Below are 17037 nucleotides of genomic sequence, written 5' to 3' on the forward strand. Positions count from 1 at the left end.
ACTGAGCTCCAGCGCTCCGGCACATCGCTTCAACCATAACGCTTCACGGGTGTCCGTGGCCTGTTTGTTCCGATAATTTCGGGTCCGTTCGCGGCTGGGGGAATGATCTCTGATTTCTACAGCCGGTAAAAGGGTAGGATAGGACTTGTCTGTGTAATTCCCGCGAAGAACTGAGTGGCATGTCCGTGAAGACCGTACCGACCGACGTAGAGCTCGCACCTCGTGCGTCACGTCAAACCGATGAACCCCTGGGTGGTTTCATCGGACGCAAGGCCCGGGCCTATGTGGCCCTGACCAAGCCGCGAGTCATCGAACTGCTTCTGGTCACCACGCTGCCGACCATGATTTTCGCGCAGCGTGGATTCCCCGATCTGGTGACCATCGTGGCCACCCTTGTCGGTGGTGCACTGGCCGCCGGGAGCGCCGGTGCCTTCAACTGCTATTTCGACCGGGATATGGACCGGCTCATGCACCGGACCTCGAAGCGGCCCCTGGTGACCGGCGAGGCCACTCCGCGCGAAGCTTTGATCTTCTCCTTCGTGATCGGCCTGGCCTCGATAGCGATCCTGTGGGCTGGAGCCAACCTCTTCACTGCGGTCCTGGGGCTGGCAGCAATTCTGCTGTACGTCGTCTTCTACACGCTGATCCTCAAGCGCCGCACCTCGCAGAACATCGTCTGGGGCGGTATTGCCGGGTGTATGCCCGTGCTCATCGGTTGGGCTGCCGTGACTGGCACCTTGGCGTGGCCGGCCATCATCCTGTTCTTGATCATCTTCCTCTGGACACCCCCGCACTACTGGCCGTTGTCGATGAAGTACGCCGACGACTACAACAACGCCCATGTTCCGATGCTCGGTGCCATCGCCGGTGCCCGGACCGTTTCCGTCCAAGTTGTCTTATACGCCTGGGCTACCGTCGCCTGCTCCTTGCTGCTGGTTCCGATGGGCGACGCCGGCATCGTCTACACGGTCTTGGCAGCAGTTTCCGGTGGTTGGTTCATTTTCGAATCGCATGTGCTCTACCGCGAAGCACAACGTGAACACCTTCCCCGTGACATGAACCGCAAGGCGATGAAGGTCTTCCACATCTCCATCAGTTATCTCACGATCCTGTTCGTTGGCCTGGCCATCGACCCGTTCGTCGGGACACCGATCTTCGGCTAAACCTTCTGCTCAAAGGCCGGCCCCCGCACTGTGGGGGTCGGCCTTTTCGACTCTGACTTGCCACGCTGGACGGCAGGCGTCGTCTTGCCCGCGGCGGTTCAGGGCGTTGGTCTGCATGTTTTCCTTGTGAACGTCGGGGGCCGTGGGCGCTGTGGCGGTTTTCGCAGACCACTGCAGGTGCTGGATCACAGTGCCACGTGTGCGCTGACGACTGTGAGCAACTCATTGTTCGAAGTCGAGCCCAGATAATGTCAGAAGTGAACAGCACAGAATGTCAGGGGTTGTCGTGGTTTGCGTTGCGCAGCTGCCCGCGTGCGATGGCCCGATAGACAGTGGAGCGACCGACGCTAAACAGCTCAGCCAGCTCGGCCTTGCTGTGTTTCCCCGCGATGTGCAGTTCGAGGAGGTGCTCTTCCTGCTTCGCTGAGAGTTTGGGCTGCTTGCCCCGAAGCCGCCCCTTGGCCTTGGCAACCTTCATTCCTTCGCGGGTGCGCATCCGAATAAGGTCAACTTCGAACTCGGAGATCATCGCCAACACGTTGAACAGCAGTTTGCCCATTGGAGCAGAAGGATCATGGACGGAACCGCCGATGCTGAGTTTGACTTCGCGCCTGGCGAGGTCATCGGCAATTTCATGAGCGTCCCGGACGGAACGGGCTAGGCGATCCAGCTTGGTAACGACGAAGGTATCCCCGCGCGGCACGCGGCCAAGGCTCCGCGTAGGCCAGCACGATTCTTATTGGTGCCGGTAAACCCGTGATCAACCTAGATGCGTTCCGGCTCGACGCCGAGGGCTACCAGGGCATCACACAGTGCGGTGAGTTCTTGCTCTTCGGCGGACACTCGTGCATAGCCGGTGATGTTCTCAGACCTGCAGATAAGCGTGTCACATGAGGGCCCCTTCATTGGACAAGGCTGCGGACGGGCCTTACGGAACGATGGCGGCTCAGTGCTCTAGGTAGCTGTCATTCTGAGCGGTGGCCTCCGGAGGGGGACCGGCTTGCGGGCACGGGATCGCCGTCCCGAGGTCTTAGGACGCTCCGTACAATAGACGATGGAAAACGATGAGCCCCTATGCTTGAGCCGAGTCGCAGACAGGAATGCAGCTCTCTAGGCCGTAGCTCAAGGTCATGAAGCATTTGTAGAATAGCCCCACAGGCGGTACCAAGTGGGCAGAAGGGCTGGGAGTAACCATGGAACGAAAAACCACTAACCCAAGGCTAAGGGTTCTAGTCGGTACCTTGGTGGGATCCGCTGTCCTTGCCCTGGTCAGCACTTGGATACCAGCAATCATTGTCGGGATCGTCATTGCCCTTGTCGCTGTCGCTTTATCGGTCCAGATTGCTGTTGTTGCAAGAACCGTGTCACGGGAGTCTGGTGCGGTCCACGCTGGCCCGACTATCCTGGGCACTGCTTGGGTTTCAGCCACGGCTTGTGTGCTTCAGATCGCGTGGTCTTCATACCAGCTCTTGGCCAACGGTGTAGTTCTGGCTGCGGTTTCTGTCTTTGCTGGATTGATCCTTGCGACGGTTCCCCTGAGCGCGCTGAAGAGTATGCCCAGAAGAGACCGTCATTCGGTCGGAACAAACTGATCCTTGCTGCTCGCCCGCTGGGGATTCGCGGATTGAACGACAAGCAGCTGAATCGAAATTGTTGGACGTGTGGCGCCCGCGAGCACCATCCCGCAGTGGGTTCCTCTTGCAGGCACGAGGTCGCAGTCCAGACGACTTTGGAGATTCTGTGCAGTCGTCTTTGACAAAGATGCGGGGAACTACGCCGTAGTCCTACTGCATGTACCATCGAATTATGTCTATTTCAATCGCTCGAATCATCGACGACGACCGGCCCCTGGCGACCGCCTTCGCTCTGATTGGGATCGGATTTCTTTTGAGTCTGGTGGTCGGGCTGGTCGTCGGGTTGCTCGCCGAGGACTTTCGGTCAGCATTCGGATGGACTGGAGCCATCGGGATGTTCATGACGGCCATCACCTTGCCTATCGTCGTGACCAAGAGCCGCAAGTAGTACATCGGCCTTCTGTCATCGCCCACCAGCATGTGGGTCAAGATGCCGCTTCGCTGTTCGGTCCCCTGAAACCGCAATCGGCAGGAGCCTCATCGGGCTGGGCCCTTGCCGTGTTCTCGCCGGCATTCATCACGATGGCCACGGACAATCCGTACCAGCAAGACGATCACGATCACGGTTGCAAGAGCTTGAAATCCGAGGCTATGGCGATCCAGGTTCCACATCACATAGGAACAGCCTGAGTGCCAGACTGATGACCATCAGGACGAGAGCAAGGCAGCTCAACATAGTTTTCGTTCGCCTGGTTGAAACGTCGGCTATGACTCACTGGAGCCATTGCTTCGGGATCAGACTTTGGTTGAGAGCATGGAAGCAGGGGAACGTTGTCAAGGTTGGCCGCCTCCTTTTGTGGACACGTTGAAAGCGTCCGCTTAAGGTTCCCTTGCGGGCGCGGAAGTGCTGGTGAAAAGCCTATCGACACTTGTGCAGTCACGTGTTGAAGGCTGACATATCTTTTGGGAAAGACGTGTATTCCCTGAGGAGCGCCGGCTCAGTTGAAGCCAGCATGAAAAGAAAAGGCCCATCGTGACGATGGGCCCTTCAATTCTTTCTATGCACTACGCTGCCTAATCGAATGGCTGACCATTGACCAGAGGACCGATCCCGTAGTGCCCCTGTAGTCTACTACTTATGCCTGAAGGATTGCCACACGTCAACATTCCCGCGCCAGAACAGGCCGTGGCGTGGCTATCGCAACACCGGTACGAAAAGTATCTGGCTTTAGCGTCCGGTGACCACTTGTTGGCTATGGAAATCTGCGCATGGAACTCTGAACTATCGTCAGCAATCCTCCGCGATCTGGCCCATGTGGAGGTCGCTGTTCGAAACGCCTTTGACGCCCAGCTGGCGCCGGACTTTCCTGGTTGGGCAGCAGAGCCAGAACCTGGTTGGTTGCACCTGGAAAACGGCGCACAGCGAGTTCGTCTCAGGCAACGGAGACTCAACAGCGACGGGTTGAAGCTGCTTCATAGCGCTCAACGCGATATCGGTGCCGCAGCTACCCACGGGATAGTCATGGCCAGACTGTCATTCGGGTTTTGGCAATTCCTGATCACACCAAGGGCACGTGAAAGTACACTCTGGACTCCTTATCTGCACAAGGCATTTCCACGCGGAACAGCCCGGGCCGATGTCGCAAAGTTTCTGGAGTCCGTGGTAAGCCTACGAAACCGGCTGGCCCACCTTGAACCTGTCGCTAGCGCCTCAACCAGCGTCACGAGCCGTCTGGCAGATATGAATTCTCTTTTCATGCTCGTTTCACCAGAAGTCCATGACTGGATCACGTAGATCAGCGACGTTACCGAAATCATCAACCACGCGCCCGTCACCGGACTGATATCCACGAGCATCACGCGAGCCCCATAGAACGGGGCGGACAAATACCGTTCAGCGTGAAAGTTCCATCGCACCCGCAGATTCCAGTTGCACCAGTGGCGAACATTGGCTGCCGTCCAGTTCAAGGTCCCCCTCGGACGGGCTCATCGATCTCTTTCACCCCATAGCGATCGGCATTCAGGCCGTCCGCCCGGAGGACCGGCTTACGGAACCTATGAGTCACAGGAATCCGGGTCACCTTGCGGTGGAATAATTGATGCATGGTTGACGATCAGGCACGTGAATTCTCATCTATCACCGCTTGTTGGAGCGATGGATACGAAGCAGTTGAGCTCGTTGTGGACGGTGCACCTGTTCCGCATCTTGTTCAGCGTCAACGACTGGTCGGCTTGTCGCCCTTCGCGCGCCGTTTCCCCAAGTCCCGCGTCAGGGAGTGGCTGGCCGGCTACCGAGATCCCGGGCTGAGGGCCAACGCAGAATTGTCGAAGGGCGAGCTTGAACTCACCGTCTGTTCGGTCGACGCGGACATTGATTGCGGTTCCTTTGCCGTTTGGCTTGAGCGTGACCACGACCGAGTGACCTGGCGCGGACCGCACTGGGCAGGGGACGATTCTGAAGACCCGCCGTCAGACGATGAGGTCTTGGATTCAGAGATCATCGAGGAAGACCCGCTCGTCTATTTCCCGGAAAAACTGGAGTTTCGAAGCGCGGACTACGACGCGGCCATGGATTCTGTCCAGCAATTGATGGATGCCCACCCTTGGCCGGTCTTTGCTCCAAATCCGACCGGCTGGTTTAGCCGGTTGATGAATCGAGCCAGGGGCAATAAAGGCGAACAACTACATTCCGACGACGATCCTGGGGGGTCATAGAGGGTTCGTTGTGCGGGACTTCTGATGCACGACCCGCGCGTAGACTCGTGGAATGTCAAGTGTGGATGTCGATGCGTTCGTATCTGGACTCGCCGTCGGCTGGCAGCGGGACGCCTGCCTAGTGCTGCTGGAGGAAATTCGTGCGCTGCCGACTCCGCTGGAAGAGAGCATCAAATGGCGCAACCCCTACTTCGACTACAACGGCGCAGTCGTGAAGTGGTACGTAGCTAAGGCGTGGATCAACGTCTACTTCTACAAGGGCTATCTGCTCGAGGACTCGGAAGGCTTGTTCGAGCAAACCGACGACCTCCGGATGAGGACGGTCAAGATTACCCAGGCCCGGCCCTTGGACCGGGTTTCCATTGCCGCGCTGCTGGATGCCGCCGTCGAGCTCAATACCCCGGGCGGGTAGATGGCGCACCGGTGGCATGGCGTCGCACCCGGCGGCCGCGGGGGGCGGATCCGCGCATTCGAAAACCTCTTGCTGAGGTAAATCTGTATCACTAGGCGTTCCCCCTCGGACGGGCTCATCGATCTCTTTCACCCCATCGCGATCGGCATTCAGGCCGTCCGCCCGGAGGACCGGCTTACAGGACAGTGAGAGGCCGCTCATGCGGGACGCCCGTTGCGGGATCAAACAGCCAATCGAGAGTCATTCTGGAAGATCTTTCCCATCCCCGTAGACCGACTGCAACGAAGCGTATCTGCGGGGATGGAAGGTTGTGCGTGATTCGCTATTGCAGAATTTCCGACAGTTCTTCCGCGCTCAACCGTCGATCTGCATAGACAAGTCGAATCGCGTTCGGATCTGGGTTTCCAGCATCGCTGTCCCGATGTATTAGGGAGAGTCCGACCTTTTCTGCCACCCGCGCTGAAGCCACATTGTGTTCGAGCAAGTACGCCACGATGGGGAGGCCGTGGTGGCTCATCTTCGCCTGCCTGACGGCTTCAAGCGAGAGTTCGGTGGCGAAACCTTGGCCCTGTGCGTCGAAGGCGAAGCGGTATCCCAGATTCCAGAAGGTATCTTGCTTGATGGAACAGCCGCCATAGCCGATAATCGTCTGGCTGGCGGGATTCCTTGCAACCCAGGTGCCCATCCCGTCGCGGTCCCACGCGGCAATCCATCGATCCAACATCACGCGGGTCTGTTCGATTTGGGTGTGGCGAAGGCTTGGAAAATGAGCCCAGACTCGCGGATCGCTACAGATCAAGTGCAAGCCAGCGGCGTCCTCGATCGTCGGGCGGTCCAGTAACAAGCGGTTCGTCTCAGCAATCATTTGGAGATTCTAGTTACAAATCTTTGAACAGTCCCACATAGCGTTCACCGGCGGACCAACGCGGGTAGCTGAACGCGGGGATGGGGGACTGGTTCTGCCTCACGTGTGGCAGCCAATCACGCCACCACCGTCTCAGCTATTCCAACGGTCTAGTGCTTCGCCGCCATCTCGTTCCTTCACGCGTTGGCCCCACCGGACCACGATGAAGGTCACGAACAGTGAAACCAAAATTGCCACAGCCCAACGAACGAGCATCGGCACGTCGGTGTAAACATCCAGCATGGCGTTCATGGCGAATGCGGCAAGCAGGCCCGGAATTCCGATCAGAGAGTCACGCATAATACCCAGCGTTTCATGCTTCACGGCGCACGGCGCACGGCGCAGGGCGCAGGGCGCACGGACACGGGGGTAGCACGCGAACTTGACCGGCTTCGCTTGATGATTCGCGCCCATGAAAAGGTCGGTAGTCCTGCTTTCCGACGAGTCAGGGGGCGTTGAGTTCCTGAACCTCCCGGGCAACATCGTCAGCAAATGCCGCATTTTCCTATACGCAAAGCGTCAGGACTCCATGGCCGGTACTTCGAGGCTTTGTGGTTCCAAGTAGACCCACGAATGAGCAGTGTGTCGCAGAGAATTCCGCAAGCGAATCGGGAGCCGGGGACGTCACGGCCGCCCGATCCGACAATGCGGGAGAATATGCATGCCGATCGCGTTCGGACATGGTCCTTGTGATTTAGATTTGGCCTCGCTCGTCCGCGACGACCTGTTCACGGAGCAAGGTCAACGCTCGCAATGCCGAACTGTGAAGCTCGACGCTGCCTTTGCTGTAGTTGTCTACTGCCTTTTTCAACTCGCCGAAGGTCTTCACGATCACTTCGTCGACTTCGATTCGGTCAATGCCGTCCATCGTCTCTATTCCTTTCGATGTTCGTTCGTTCGCCACCATCGTAGCCAGGCAGGCTGTGCCGACCGGCCTGCAGCCGCGATATCGGACAGTGCCGCCAGCGGGGTCTGTGCCACCCGCTTCGCAGACCGTTGCCAAACGGACACGGACTCGTTGCGCAGACGACTTCCGACTTCCTTGCAGTCGTCGTTGAAAAACGACATCGGGGCAATATTCGCAGTCTCATGGGGCGCCGGGGAGGAGCGGCCAACTGCAGGCCCGGGAACCCGCGGCGTGATTCCGCACCCGACCCGGGGTGGAGACCTGAAGGCCCCGTTCCTGCACCATGGGGAAGGAGCCGGGCAGTCGGCGGGGCGCCGTTATAGCGGAACGACGCCGGTGGAACGGTCCCATACATTGGTTGCGGCCGCTGTCAGGAAGGCTGTGCCGACCATATGCAGAAGCACGACGCCAATGGGCAGTCCGAGGAAGAACTGGGTGTAACCGATGGCGCCCTGTGCCAGTACGGCAACGACCAGGATCAAGTACCCGCGCTTGAGGGCCCGCGCGGCATGGGTCCGGTACACCAGATACAGCCCCAAAACGGCCGCGATGACCAGGAGATAGACGGGGACCACGTGAATACGGGTCACGAGGTAGAGATTGAACCCGTGTCGGGGCGAGGAAGGATCTCCCGCATGCGGCCCCGAACCGGTGACCACTGTTCCCAGAATCAGGGCCAGGGCAGAGGTGATGGCGATGGTCCATCCCAAGGAACGCATGGTGCCGGTGAGCGGACCTGAGGCCACCAGGTCTTCGCCACGGGATTCCCTCCCGGTGCGGTTGACCAGCAATGTCGCCACGGCCACCAACGCGATGGAGGCGAGGAAATGGAAGCTGACCACCCACGGGTTCAGGTCCGTCAAGACGGTGATCCCGCCGATGACGGCCTGAATCGGGATGAAGCACAACAGGGCGATGGACAGCCAGAACACCGTGCGATGCGTATGACGTATGCGCCACACAGAGATAATCATCGCAATCGCCACGGCAGCCAGCACGAAGGTCAGCATCCGGTTGCCGAATTCAATCAGCCCGTGGATTCCCATTTCGGGGGTCGGCGTCATGGTCCCGGGCATGCAGTTCGGCCACTGGGAACAGCCCAGACCCGAAGCTGTCAGACGGACGGCACCGCCGGAGACGATCAGGATCGACTGGGTGATCAGGGAGGCGATCGCCAAGCGGTGGATCCCCCGACCGATGGACAGTGGAAGGCGGTTGTACCCCCGCGTATAGGTGGTTGCCACCGCGCGGGCCCCGCGCCCCAACATCGGCGGTAGCCGGTCGGTCCAATGGCTGGCGATGGGGGTTGTCATAGTGTCTTTCTCCATTCGAGACGCTGGGCGAGTGGCCGTGCGCGCGTCAATTCCATTTGAACCAGCGGGTGGCGGCGAATCCTGCGGCGATCGTCCAGGCCAGCAGGATCAGGATGGCACCCAAATTCATGCTCCCACTAATGAGAGTCTCGCGGAGCGCATCCCCGAGCGCCGACGACGGCAGCACGGCAACGACGTCGGATAACACCCCTGGGAGCCGGGAGCCCGGGATCAGGATGCCACCTCCTGCTGCCAAGAGGATCCACGCCAGGTTGGTGATCGCCAAGGTCGCTTCCGGCCTCACGGTGCCGGCAATCAACAGGCCCAGGGAGGTGAAGGCCGCGGCACCGAGGATCAGCAGGACCACGCCGAGGGGGATGCCTGCCGGCTCGGGACGCCACCCCAGGAACAGTGCCACCCCGCCGATCAGGACAACCTGGACGACCAGCACTGCCAGCACTGCCAACGCCTTGCCGAAGATCAACCCGGCCCTACCCAGAGGGGTCGTGGCCAGAAAGCGCAGGACGCCGTACCGCCGATCGAAGCCGGTGGAAATGCCCTGGCCGGTAAAGGCGGTGGACATCACGCATAGTGCGAGCACGCCGGGCGTGGCTGCGTCGATACGGTGTTCGGCGACCCCGTCGAGGATGCTGGTGAACGTCAACCCGAGAAGGGCCAGCAAGGGCAGTGCCACCGCGAGGACGAGCTGCTCGCCGTTGCTGAGCATGGCGCGGGTTTCGTAACCACCGTGGCGGAAGATGCGCGTGATCAGGCTGGCGGCGTTGCCTGCGGGATGAGCGGTTGCCGGGGCCTCGGGAAGGGGTGACGAGGTTGATTCAGCCACGGTGGCCTCCTTGGGCGATATCCAGGAAGACGTCTTCGAGGTTCTTGGGTTCCATGCTGATCGAGGTCGGGAAGATTCCCTGGGCAGACCACCATGAGGTGATCTCAGCCAATCCGGCGGGGGAGTGCAACCCCTCGACCCGGTATTGGCCAGCCCCCTCCTCGATCAGGGAAACGGCGTCGTGCAGTCGGGGAGGTGTCAGCCCGGGCTCCGCAGTGAAATAGAGGGTGCGGCTATCCGTCGACGAGGTGGCCTCGGCCGTCAGCTCGGCGACCGTACCCTGGGCGACGTTGCGGCCGTTATCGATGATGTAGACGTAGTCGGAGAGGCGCTCGGCATCTTCCATCAGGTGGGTCGTCAAAACGATGCACAGCCCCCGCTCGCGCAACTCTTCAATCAGCTCGAAGACGGTTTGGCGTGATTGCGGATCCAACCCGGCGCTGGGTTCGTCCAAGAAGACGACGTCGGGGTTTCCGACCAGGGAGGCTGCCAAGGCGACACGTTGACGTTGCCCGCCGGAGAGGCGCCGGATGGTGGTGTGAGCAAAGGAGTCAATGCCGAGGCGTTCGGCCAGGGCATCGACGTTGACCGGGCGGGCATACATCCTGGCGACATGCCGCAAAAGGGCCAAGGGTTTGGCGGAGGGTGGCAGGCCGCCGTCCTGAAGCATGACGCCCACGCGGGAGCGCAGCGTGCTTCCTCCGGAGGCCGGGTCGGTCCCCAGCAGGCGAACCGTGCCGCCATCGGGGAGCAGGAGCCCCTGGGCGCAGGCGAGGGTGGTGGATTTACCTGCACCATTGGAGCCGAGCAACGTCGTCACCGCGCCACGGTGGGCCGTCAGTGAGATACCGTTGAGGACCCGGACCATGCGGCCATCTAGTGCGGCGACCGGGCCGAAGTCCTTGCGTAGAGACTCGACGACGAGACTGGGTTCTATAGCTGTCACCCGAGCATTCTACGTCACGTAGAGAAGGTCAGGGGCGTCGTCACGGCGGCACTGATTTACGCTGGACGGGAACTAAGCCACACCTTACTGGCGGAGTCGACGGGATTAGGTCATGATTGTGTTGTGTATTCATCCCAGCTGCCCTCTCAGGAAGCGACCGTAAAGCCGGTCGCACCCCCGGTGGCGCCCGAACCCGAAGAGCGGACCCGTGACCGTGTCCTGCAAGCCGTGCTTCATCAGGGGCCGGTCAGCGCCGCCGAACTAGGCGAAAGCCTCGGGTTCACCCCGGCTGCCGTCCGCCGTCACTTGGACGCCCTGAGTCGTGATGGATTGGTAGAGGTCAAACTCGTGGCCAACCAGCCGGCCGGGGCAGGGCGCCCAGCCAGACGCTATGTATTGAGCCATCGTGGGCAGTCGAAGCGTGGCAACGATTACCTCGACATCGCCACCTCGGCCTTGACCGACCTCGCCAATACGGCCGGCGAAGAAGCAGTCGCTGCCTTCGCCGAACGTCGCTTTGCGGAGATGGAGCGGCGATACCGCCCCATCGTCGAAGCGGCTGGCGACTCCTTGGAGGATCGCGCAGAAGCTCTCTCGGGGGCGCTCAGTGGCGATGGCTTCGTGGCCTCGACACGCGCCGTGGGATTCAACCAGCCGGCCGCCATGTTGCAGAGCATCCAACTCTGCCAGGGACATTGCCCCATTCAGGACCTGGCCCGGGAGTTCCCGGTGTTTTGCGATGAAGAAACCAAGGTTTTTGCCCGCCTGTTGGGTGTCGACGTCCGACGACTGTCGACACTAGCCTCGGGTGGACACGTTTGTACGACCCACATCCCGTTGGGTCGCAACCAGACTCCTCAGCAAGCTGAGAAGAGAACACGAGTCAAACTGACAAAGCAGGAAAGGCCGCGATGACGGATCAGATGGCACAGGAGACCGCCGACCCCGGTGTACTCTCCGAGATTCTGGAAAAGAATCCGGAGCTCGAGGGGATCGGAAACTACGAGTATGGCTGGTCGGATAAGAACGACGCCGGCGCAAATGCGCGCCGTGGCCTGAACGAAGACGTCGTTCGCGACATCTCCGAAAAGAAGAGCGAGCCCGAATGGATGCTGAACATGCGTCTCAAGGGCCTGAAGTACTTTGATCGCAAGCCCATGCCGACCTGGGGTGCAGACCTCTCGGGCATCGACTTCGACCACATCAAGTACTTCGTGCGCTCGACCGAGAAACAGGCCACGAGCTGGGAAGACCTCCCGGAGGACATCCGGAACACGTACGACAAGCTGGGCATCCCGGAGGCGGAAAAGAACCGCCTCGTCTCGGGTGTCGCCGCACAGTACGAGTCCGAGGTGGTGTACCACCAGCTCCGTGAGGATCTCGAAAAGCAGGGTGTCATCTTCTTGGACACCGACACTGCCCTGAGGGAGCACGAAGACGTCTTCAAGGAGTACTTCGGCTCCGTCATTCCCGTGGGCGACAACAAGTTCGGTTCGCTGAACACTGCCGTCTGGTCGGGCGGTTCCTTCGTGTACGTGCCCAAGGGCGTTCACGTTGATATCCCGTTGCAGGCCTACTTCCGCATCAACACGGAAAACATGGGTCAGTTTGAGCGCACGTTGATCATTGCCGACGAGGACTCCTACGTCCACTACATCGAAGGCTGCACGGCCCCGATCTACGATTCGGATTCCCTGCACTCGGCGGTCGTGGAGATCATCGTGAAGAAGGGCGCCCGCGTCCGCTACACGACGATCCAGAACTGGTCCAACAACGTGTACAACTTGGTCACCAAGCGCGCGATCTGTGAAGAGGGCGCCACCATGGAGTGGATCGATGGCAACATCGGCTCCAAGGTCACCATGAAGTACCCGGCCGTCTACCTGGTGGGCGAGCACGCCAAGGGTGAGACGCTTTCGATCGCCTTCGCCGGCGAGGGACAGCACCAGGACACGGGGTCGAAGATGGTGCACATTGCACCGAATACCTCCTCGTCGATCGTGGCGAAGTCGGTTGCCCGTAACGGTGGCCGTTCGGGCTACCGCGGTCTGGTCCAGGTTCGCGAAGGTGCCAAGGGTTCGCGCAACTCGGTCGTCTGTGACGCCCTGTTGGTCGACCAGATCTCGCGTTCGGACACGTACCCCTACATTGACGTCCGCGAAGACGATGTGACCATGGGCCACGAGGCAACTGTCTCGCGTGTTTCCGAGGAGCAGCTGTTCTACCTCATGTCCCGCGGCATGGCCGAGGACGAGGCCATGGCGATGATCGTGCGCGGCTTCGTCGAGCCGATCTCCCGCGAACTTCCGATGGAATATGCGCTCGAACTTAACCGCCTCATTGAACTGCAGATGGAAGGATCCGTCGGTTAATCATGACTGATACCGCAACAGAAACCACCGGTAAGGAACCACGTTACGGCGTGCCCGCCATCGCCGGATTCACGGAAGAGGGCGAGAACCTCTCGCCGCTGAATGAGGACAGTTCCCCGCTGGGCGGCGACGCCAGCAAGGAGCACAGCCACGGTGGTGGAGCGGGCATTCCCGATTCATCACGGGCTGGCCGCCTGACCAGCTACAAGCTGGAGGACTTCAAGCCCCTGACGGGCCGCGAGGAAGACTGGCGCTTCACCCCGCTCAAGCGTTTGGGCGGACTGCATAAGAAGGCTCCAACGGGCACGGCGCCGACGCTGGGTACTGAGCTCAGCGAAGGTGCGACCGTAGAGACCGTCGGCATGGACGACGCCCGCGTCGGTTCCGCCGGAATCCCCGAGGACCGCGTGTCCGCCAACGCGTGGAACGCGGCTGCAGAGGCTTCGGTGCTGACCATCGGTGCCAATGCGGAAAACGTCAAGGCCACCCTCACCTACACCGGTGCGGGCATGGAAGCCTCGGCCCAGCACCTGGTCATCGTCGCGGAGCCGAACTCCCGCGGTCTCGTCGTCATCGACCACGTCGGCAGCGCCGTCGTGGGCGAGAACATCGAGATCGATGTCCAGGAAGGTGCAGAACTGACAGTGGTCAGTGTGCAAGCCTGGGAAGACGACGCCATCCACACTGGTTCGCAGCAGGCCAATGTGGCCAAGGACGCGAAGCTCAAGCACATTGTGGTCACCTTCGGTGGCGATCTGGTTCGCCTGACGCCATCGGCCCGCTTTGTTGGAACCGGCGCGACTGCCGAGATGTTTGGACTGTACTTCGGTGACGCGGGCCAGCACCTGGAGCACCGTTTGTTCGTGGATCACGCCCAGCCTCATTGCACCTCCAACGTCCTCTACAAGGGTGCGTTGCAGGGCAAGGACGCACACACCGTGTGGGTGGGCGACGTGCTCATCCGCGCTCTAGCAGAGGGCACGGACTCCTACGAGGCCAACCGGAACCTGGTCCTCACCGATGGTGCCCGGGCCGATTCGGTCCCGAACCTGGAGATCGAAACCGGCAACATCGCCGGTGCCGGACACGCCAGCACCACCGGTCGCTTCGACGACGAGCACTTGTTCTACCTTCAGTCCCGCGGCATCGACGAAAAAACGGCCCGCCGTCTCGTCGTCCGTGGCTTCCTCAACGAGATCATTCAGCAGATCGGTGTCGAGGAGCTGCAGGACCGCCTGAACGAAACGGTCGAGGCAGAACTCGCCGCCACCGATAACTAGGCCTTTGGCCTTTCCCACCCAGTGAACCTCGCCGGTCAGCCCGGCATGTCAGAGAACGGACACCAATGTCTACCCTGGAAATCAAGGACCTGCACGTATCGATCGATACCGAGCAGGGAAGCAAGGAAATCCTCAAGGGCGTGAGCCTCACCATCAAGACCGGTGAAACACATGCCATCATGGGACCCAACGGCTCGGGCAAATCGACCCTGGCCTCCACGATCGCGGGTCACCCGCGCTACAACGTCACCTCGGGGTCAATCACCCTCGACGGCGACGACGTGTTGGCGATGAGCGTTGATAAGCGCGCACGCGCTGGTCTCTTCCTGGCCATGCAGTACCCGGTCGAGGTACCCGGCGTGACCATGACGAACTTCCTCCGGACCGCCAAGACGGCCATCGAGGGCGAAGCCCCGAGCCTGCGTCACTGGACCAAGGACGTCAAGGCGGCCATGGCCAACCTGAAGATCGACCCGGAGTTCGCCAGTCGTAACGTCAACGAAGGCTTCTCCGGTGGTGAGAAGAAGCGCGTCGAGATCCTGCAGCTCGAGCTCTTCAAGCCCAAGTTCGCCATCCTCGATGAGACCGACTCCGGACTCGACGTCGACGCACTGAAGGTCGTCGCCGACGGCGTCAACCGCGCCGCCGAGGGCAACGAGATGGGCACCATGCTCATCACCCACTACACGCGGATCCTGCGGTACATCAAGCCGGACTTCGTCCACGTGTTCGTCGATGGCCACATCGCCGAACAGGGCGGCCCGGATCTTGCCGACCGTCTCGAGGAAGAGGGCTACGACCGCTTCCTCCCCGTCGGGGCCTAGTCATGAGCACCACCGACGAAGCAAACGGCTCGACCCACACTCCGCTGGAGGACGTCGAGGAGGCACTCAAAGACGTGATTGACCCCGAACTCGGGGTGAATATCGTTGATCTGGGCTTGCTCTACGGACTCAAGTATGCCGACGACGGTGCGTTGCTGATTGACATGACGCTGACGTCCGCGGCCTGCCCGCTCACCGACATCATCGAGGAGCAGGTTGGCCAAGCGATGAGCAGCGTCGTTGACGAGCACCGCCTGACATGGGTCTGGATGCCGCCGTGGGGACCTGAGAAGATCACCGACGATGGACGAGACCAGATGCGAGCCCTCGGCTTCAACATCTAGTTTGTTCATTGGATCCGGTTGAAGGCCTCTGAGGAAGCCTTCGACAGGACGCCTCACCGATGCTCCCACCGCCTTGAGCGGTGGGAGCATCGGTGTTTAATCTGCCGCTGCCCTCGGGCTGTGAAGAGCAGGGTCTGGGCGCGGTTGATGGCGGGAGAGGGGCCACGCAAACCAGACGATAAGTCCTTCGATGACCATCCTGCATCGGTAGCCGGGAATCGGGCGGCCACCCCATACCCGACGGGAGGCCTTAGTTCGCCGTGTTGGCCTTCCGGAAAGCCTCGCCCATCTGTCGTACGGCACGTTCGAGCAGCGGCGTTGGCATGGCGAGGTTGAATCGAAGATGCCCAGCACCGTTGTCTCCAAAGGTGGCGCCGTCGGAGCAGGCCACTGCCGCCTTCTCGAGAAAGAACTCAGCGGGGTGGTCGCCAAGCTCCAGTTCCCGACAGTCCAGCCAGGCAAGGTAGGTACCTTCCGGGGCGCTGTAGCTGACCCCTGGGAGCTGCTCGGCGAGCAGTTCGGCCAGAAGACGTCTGTTTCGATCCAGGTACGTCATCACCTCATCGAGCCACGGCTTGCCTTCGCGGTACGCCGCTGTCGTCGCCAGGATGCCCAAATGCCCGACGCCGTGTTCGGCCATAAAGCTCACCGAGGACCAGGTTTCCTGATCTGCTGTATTGCTGAAGATGATCTGTGCACATTTGAGGCCCGACATGTTCCAGGCTTTGGTGGCAGACGTCAGGGTGATTGTATGGCCGGCGGCCGCCGCTGAAATAGATGCGTACGGTATGTGGCGACTACTCGAGAAGACCAGTGGGGCATGAATCTCGTCGGAACAGACTCGTACGCCGTGTTTTTCCACGATCTCGGCTAATTCCAGCATCTCGGAACGCGAATAAACCTTCCCGATCGGGTTATGCGGGTTGCAAAAGATCAGTAGGCCGCCGCCCGCGGCGAAGGCGGCGTCGATCCCCTCCAGGTCGAGCTTCCAGTTGTTGCCGTCGAAAGTCATCGGCACCTGGATGACTCGACGATTCAGACTGGCTGGAATTTTCAGGAAGGGCATGTGGGCGGGGGTCGGAAGGACGACCGCGGAGCCGGGGGCCGAGAAGTGGGTGATCGCGAGGACAATGCCGGCCAGTACATCCGATATGGGACGAATATCAGCAGCTGGGACGTTCCAGCCGTAGGCGCTTTCGAGCCAGTCCGAACAGGCCAGTGTCATATCCTCCACTGCGGTCACCGGAACGTATCCGAGCGCGGCGGTCCCTACCGGTTTTTGAAGCGCCGCCTGGACCTGTGGGGCCGTACCGAAGTCCATTTCGGCAATGAACGCCCCTATTGCCTCCGGGTACGTCGTCCACTTCCTACTGCCGGCTTGACGTAGTTTTGGCTCCGAGAGGCCATCGAAGTCGTCGGCATGGCTCATCTGGGTCCCT

Annotated in this window: 17 protein-coding genes and 1 pseudogene; 10 read left to right on the forward strand and 8 right to left on the reverse strand. The window is 60.6% G+C overall.

What is annotated here, in order from left to right; all coding sequences use genetic code 11:
* The first annotated feature begins 179 nt into the window (after positions 1 to 179).
* Positions 180 to 1163, forward strand: coding sequence for a heme o synthase (locus FM101_RS14730; RefSeq protein WP_087001002.1), 984 nt, complete (start codon positions 180 to 182; stop codon positions 1161 to 1163).
* Positions 1164 to 1437: 274 nt separating this feature from the next.
* Here the strand turns inward: FM101_RS14730 and FM101_RS14735 are convergent.
* Positions 1438 to 2069: pseudogene (locus FM101_RS14735) on the reverse strand (recombinase family protein).
* 900 nt (positions 2070 to 2969) lie between these two features.
* On the opposite strand from FM101_RS14735, the gene FM101_RS14740 reads away from it, so the two are divergent.
* The 4 genes from FM101_RS14740 (at position 2970) to FM101_RS14755 (ending at position 5864) form a co-directional block, all read left to right on the forward strand.
* Positions 2970 to 3185, forward strand: coding sequence for a hypothetical protein (locus FM101_RS14740; RefSeq protein ID WP_143269303.1), 216 nt, complete (start codon positions 2970 to 2972; stop codon positions 3183 to 3185).
* A gap of 690 nt (positions 3186 to 3875) precedes the next feature.
* Positions 3876 to 4532: a DNA-binding protein gene (locus FM101_RS15640; RefSeq protein WP_143269304.1), complete on the forward strand. Its 657-nt coding sequence runs from the start codon at positions 3876 to 3878 to the stop codon at positions 4530 to 4532.
* A gap of 308 nt (positions 4533 to 4840) precedes the next feature.
* Complete coding sequence (locus FM101_RS14750) at positions 4841 to 5452, forward strand: hypothetical protein (RefSeq protein WP_087001008.1); 612 nt, start codon at positions 4841 to 4843, stop codon at positions 5450 to 5452.
* A 52-nt stretch (positions 5453 to 5504) separates the two neighbouring features.
* A complete protein-coding gene (locus FM101_RS14755; protein WP_087001010.1) occupies positions 5505 to 5864 on the forward strand; it encodes a DUF1801 domain-containing protein in 360 nt (119 codons plus the stop codon).
* 322 nt (positions 5865 to 6186) lie between these two features.
* Here FM101_RS14755 and FM101_RS14760 read toward each other — a convergent pair whose 3' ends face one another.
* The 6 genes from FM101_RS14760 to FM101_RS14780 form a co-directional block, all read right to left on the reverse strand.
* Complete coding sequence (locus FM101_RS14760) at positions 6187 to 6729, reverse strand: GNAT family N-acetyltransferase (protein WP_087001012.1); 543 nt, start codon at positions 6727 to 6729, stop codon at positions 6187 to 6189.
* A gap of 132 nt (positions 6730 to 6861) precedes the next feature.
* Complete coding sequence (locus FM101_RS15645) at positions 6862 to 7182, reverse strand: hypothetical protein (RefSeq protein WP_143269305.1); 321 nt, start codon at positions 7180 to 7182, stop codon at positions 6862 to 6864.
* Positions 7183 to 7462: 280 nt separating this feature from the next.
* Positions 7463 to 7636 (reverse strand): hypothetical protein, encoded by a 174-nt coding sequence (locus FM101_RS15795; RefSeq protein ID WP_158225840.1) that lies wholly within the window; start codon positions 7634 to 7636, stop codon positions 7463 to 7465.
* 356 nt (positions 7637 to 7992) lie between these two features.
* On the reverse strand, positions 7993 to 8988 hold the full coding sequence (locus FM101_RS14770) for a COX15/CtaA family protein (protein ID WP_241895168.1): 996 nt from the start codon (positions 8986 to 8988) through the stop codon (positions 7993 to 7995).
* A gap of 46 nt (positions 8989 to 9034) precedes the next feature.
* Complete coding sequence (locus FM101_RS14775; protein WP_428844171.1) at positions 9035 to 9832, reverse strand: ABC transporter permease; 798 nt, start codon at positions 9830 to 9832, stop codon at positions 9035 to 9037.
* Positions 9825 to 10778, reverse strand: a complete 954-nt coding sequence (locus FM101_RS14780; protein ID WP_241895167.1) for an ABC transporter ATP-binding protein — start codon at positions 10776 to 10778, stop codon at positions 9825 to 9827. The genes FM101_RS14775 and FM101_RS14780 overlap by 8 nt, the downstream gene beginning before the upstream one ends.
* Positions 10779 to 10901: 123 nt before the next feature.
* Between FM101_RS14780 and FM101_RS14785 the strand changes: the two genes are divergently transcribed.
* The 5 genes from FM101_RS14785 to FM101_RS14805 all read left to right on the forward strand — a co-directional run bounded on the left by FM101_RS14785 (position 10902) and on the right by FM101_RS14805 (position 15598).
* Positions 10902 to 11693 (forward strand): helix-turn-helix transcriptional regulator, encoded by a 792-nt coding sequence (locus FM101_RS14785; protein ID WP_087001018.1) that lies wholly within the window; start codon positions 10902 to 10904, stop codon positions 11691 to 11693.
* Positions 11690 to 13150: a Fe-S cluster assembly protein SufB gene (sufB, locus tag FM101_RS14790; RefSeq protein ID WP_087001020.1), complete on the forward strand. Its 1461-nt coding sequence runs from the start codon at positions 11690 to 11692 to the stop codon at positions 13148 to 13150. The genes FM101_RS14785 and sufB overlap by 4 nt, the downstream gene beginning before the upstream one ends.
* 2 nt (positions 13151 to 13152) lie before the next feature.
* Entirely contained in the window at positions 13153 to 14430 is a 1278-nt protein-coding gene (sufD, locus tag FM101_RS14795) for a Fe-S cluster assembly protein SufD (RefSeq protein ID WP_087001022.1), read from the forward strand.
* Positions 14431 to 14495: 65 nt separating this feature from the next.
* Positions 14496 to 15254 carry a Fe-S cluster assembly ATPase SufC gene (gene sufC / locus FM101_RS14800; protein ID WP_087001024.1) on the forward strand — a complete coding sequence of 253 codons (759 nt, stop codon included), beginning with the start codon at positions 14496 to 14498 and terminating at the stop codon, positions 15252 to 15254.
* A 2-nt stretch (positions 15255 to 15256) separates the two neighbouring features.
* Entirely contained in the window at positions 15257 to 15598 is a 342-nt protein-coding gene (locus tag FM101_RS14805; RefSeq protein ID WP_087001026.1) for a metal-sulfur cluster assembly factor, read from the forward strand.
* 250 nt (positions 15599 to 15848) lie between these two features.
* On the opposite strand, the gene FM101_RS14810 is transcribed toward FM101_RS14805, so the two are convergent.
* Positions 15849 to 17027 carry a MalY/PatB family protein gene (locus tag FM101_RS14810; RefSeq protein ID WP_087001028.1) on the reverse strand — a complete coding sequence of 393 codons (1179 nt, stop codon included), beginning with the start codon at positions 17025 to 17027 and terminating at the stop codon, positions 15849 to 15851.
* Positions 17028 to 17037: the final 10 nt, after the last annotated feature.

Origin of the sequence: Arthrobacter rhombi, assembly GCF_900163545.1 — a bacterium.
Taxonomy (GTDB): domain Bacteria; phylum Actinomycetota; class Actinomycetes; order Actinomycetales; family Micrococcaceae; genus Arthrobacter_H; species Arthrobacter_H rhombi_A.

Excerpts from the sequence above, each read along its gene's own strand:
- FM101_RS14810 (WP_087001028.1), bottom strand. The coding sequence starts at position 17,027 with ATGAGCCATGCCGACGACTTCGATGGCCTCTCGGAGCCAAAACTACGT.
- FM101_RS15645 (WP_143269305.1), bottom strand. The coding sequence starts at position 7,182 with ATGGGCGCGAATCATCAAGCGAAGCCGGTCAAGTTCGCGTGCTACCCC.
- FM101_RS14770 (WP_241895168.1), bottom strand. The coding sequence starts at position 8,988 with ATGACAACCCCCATCGCCAGCCATTGGACCGACCGGCTACCGCCGATG.
- FM101_RS14760 (WP_087001012.1), bottom strand. The coding sequence starts at position 6,729 with ATGATTGCTGAGACGAACCGCTTGTTACTGGACCGCCCGACGATCGAG.
- sufC (WP_087001024.1), top strand. The coding sequence starts at position 14,496 with ATGTCTACCCTGGAAATCAAGGACCTGCACGTATCGATCGATACCGAG.
- FM101_RS14740 (WP_143269303.1), top strand. The coding sequence starts at position 2,970 with ATGTCTATTTCAATCGCTCGAATCATCGACGACGACCGGCCCCTGGCG.
- FM101_RS14755 (WP_087001010.1), top strand. The coding sequence starts at position 5,505 with ATGTCAAGTGTGGATGTCGATGCGTTCGTATCTGGACTCGCCGTCGGC.
- FM101_RS15640 (WP_143269304.1), top strand. The coding sequence starts at position 3,876 with ATGCCTGAAGGATTGCCACACGTCAACATTCCCGCGCCAGAACAGGCC.
- sufD (WP_087001022.1), top strand. The coding sequence starts at position 13,153 with ATGACTGATACCGCAACAGAAACCACCGGTAAGGAACCACGTTACGGC.
- FM101_RS15795 (WP_158225840.1), bottom strand. The coding sequence starts at position 7,636 with ATGGACGGCATTGACCGAATCGAAGTCGACGAAGTGATCGTGAAGACC.
- sufB (WP_087001020.1), top strand. The coding sequence starts at position 11,690 with ATGACGGATCAGATGGCACAGGAGACCGCCGACCCCGGTGTACTCTCC.
- FM101_RS14730 (WP_087001002.1), top strand. The coding sequence starts at position 180 with ATGTCCGTGAAGACCGTACCGACCGACGTAGAGCTCGCACCTCGTGCG.
- FM101_RS14805 (WP_087001026.1), top strand. The coding sequence starts at position 15,257 with ATGAGCACCACCGACGAAGCAAACGGCTCGACCCACACTCCGCTGGAG.
- FM101_RS14750 (WP_087001008.1), top strand. The coding sequence starts at position 4,841 with ATGGTTGACGATCAGGCACGTGAATTCTCATCTATCACCGCTTGTTGG.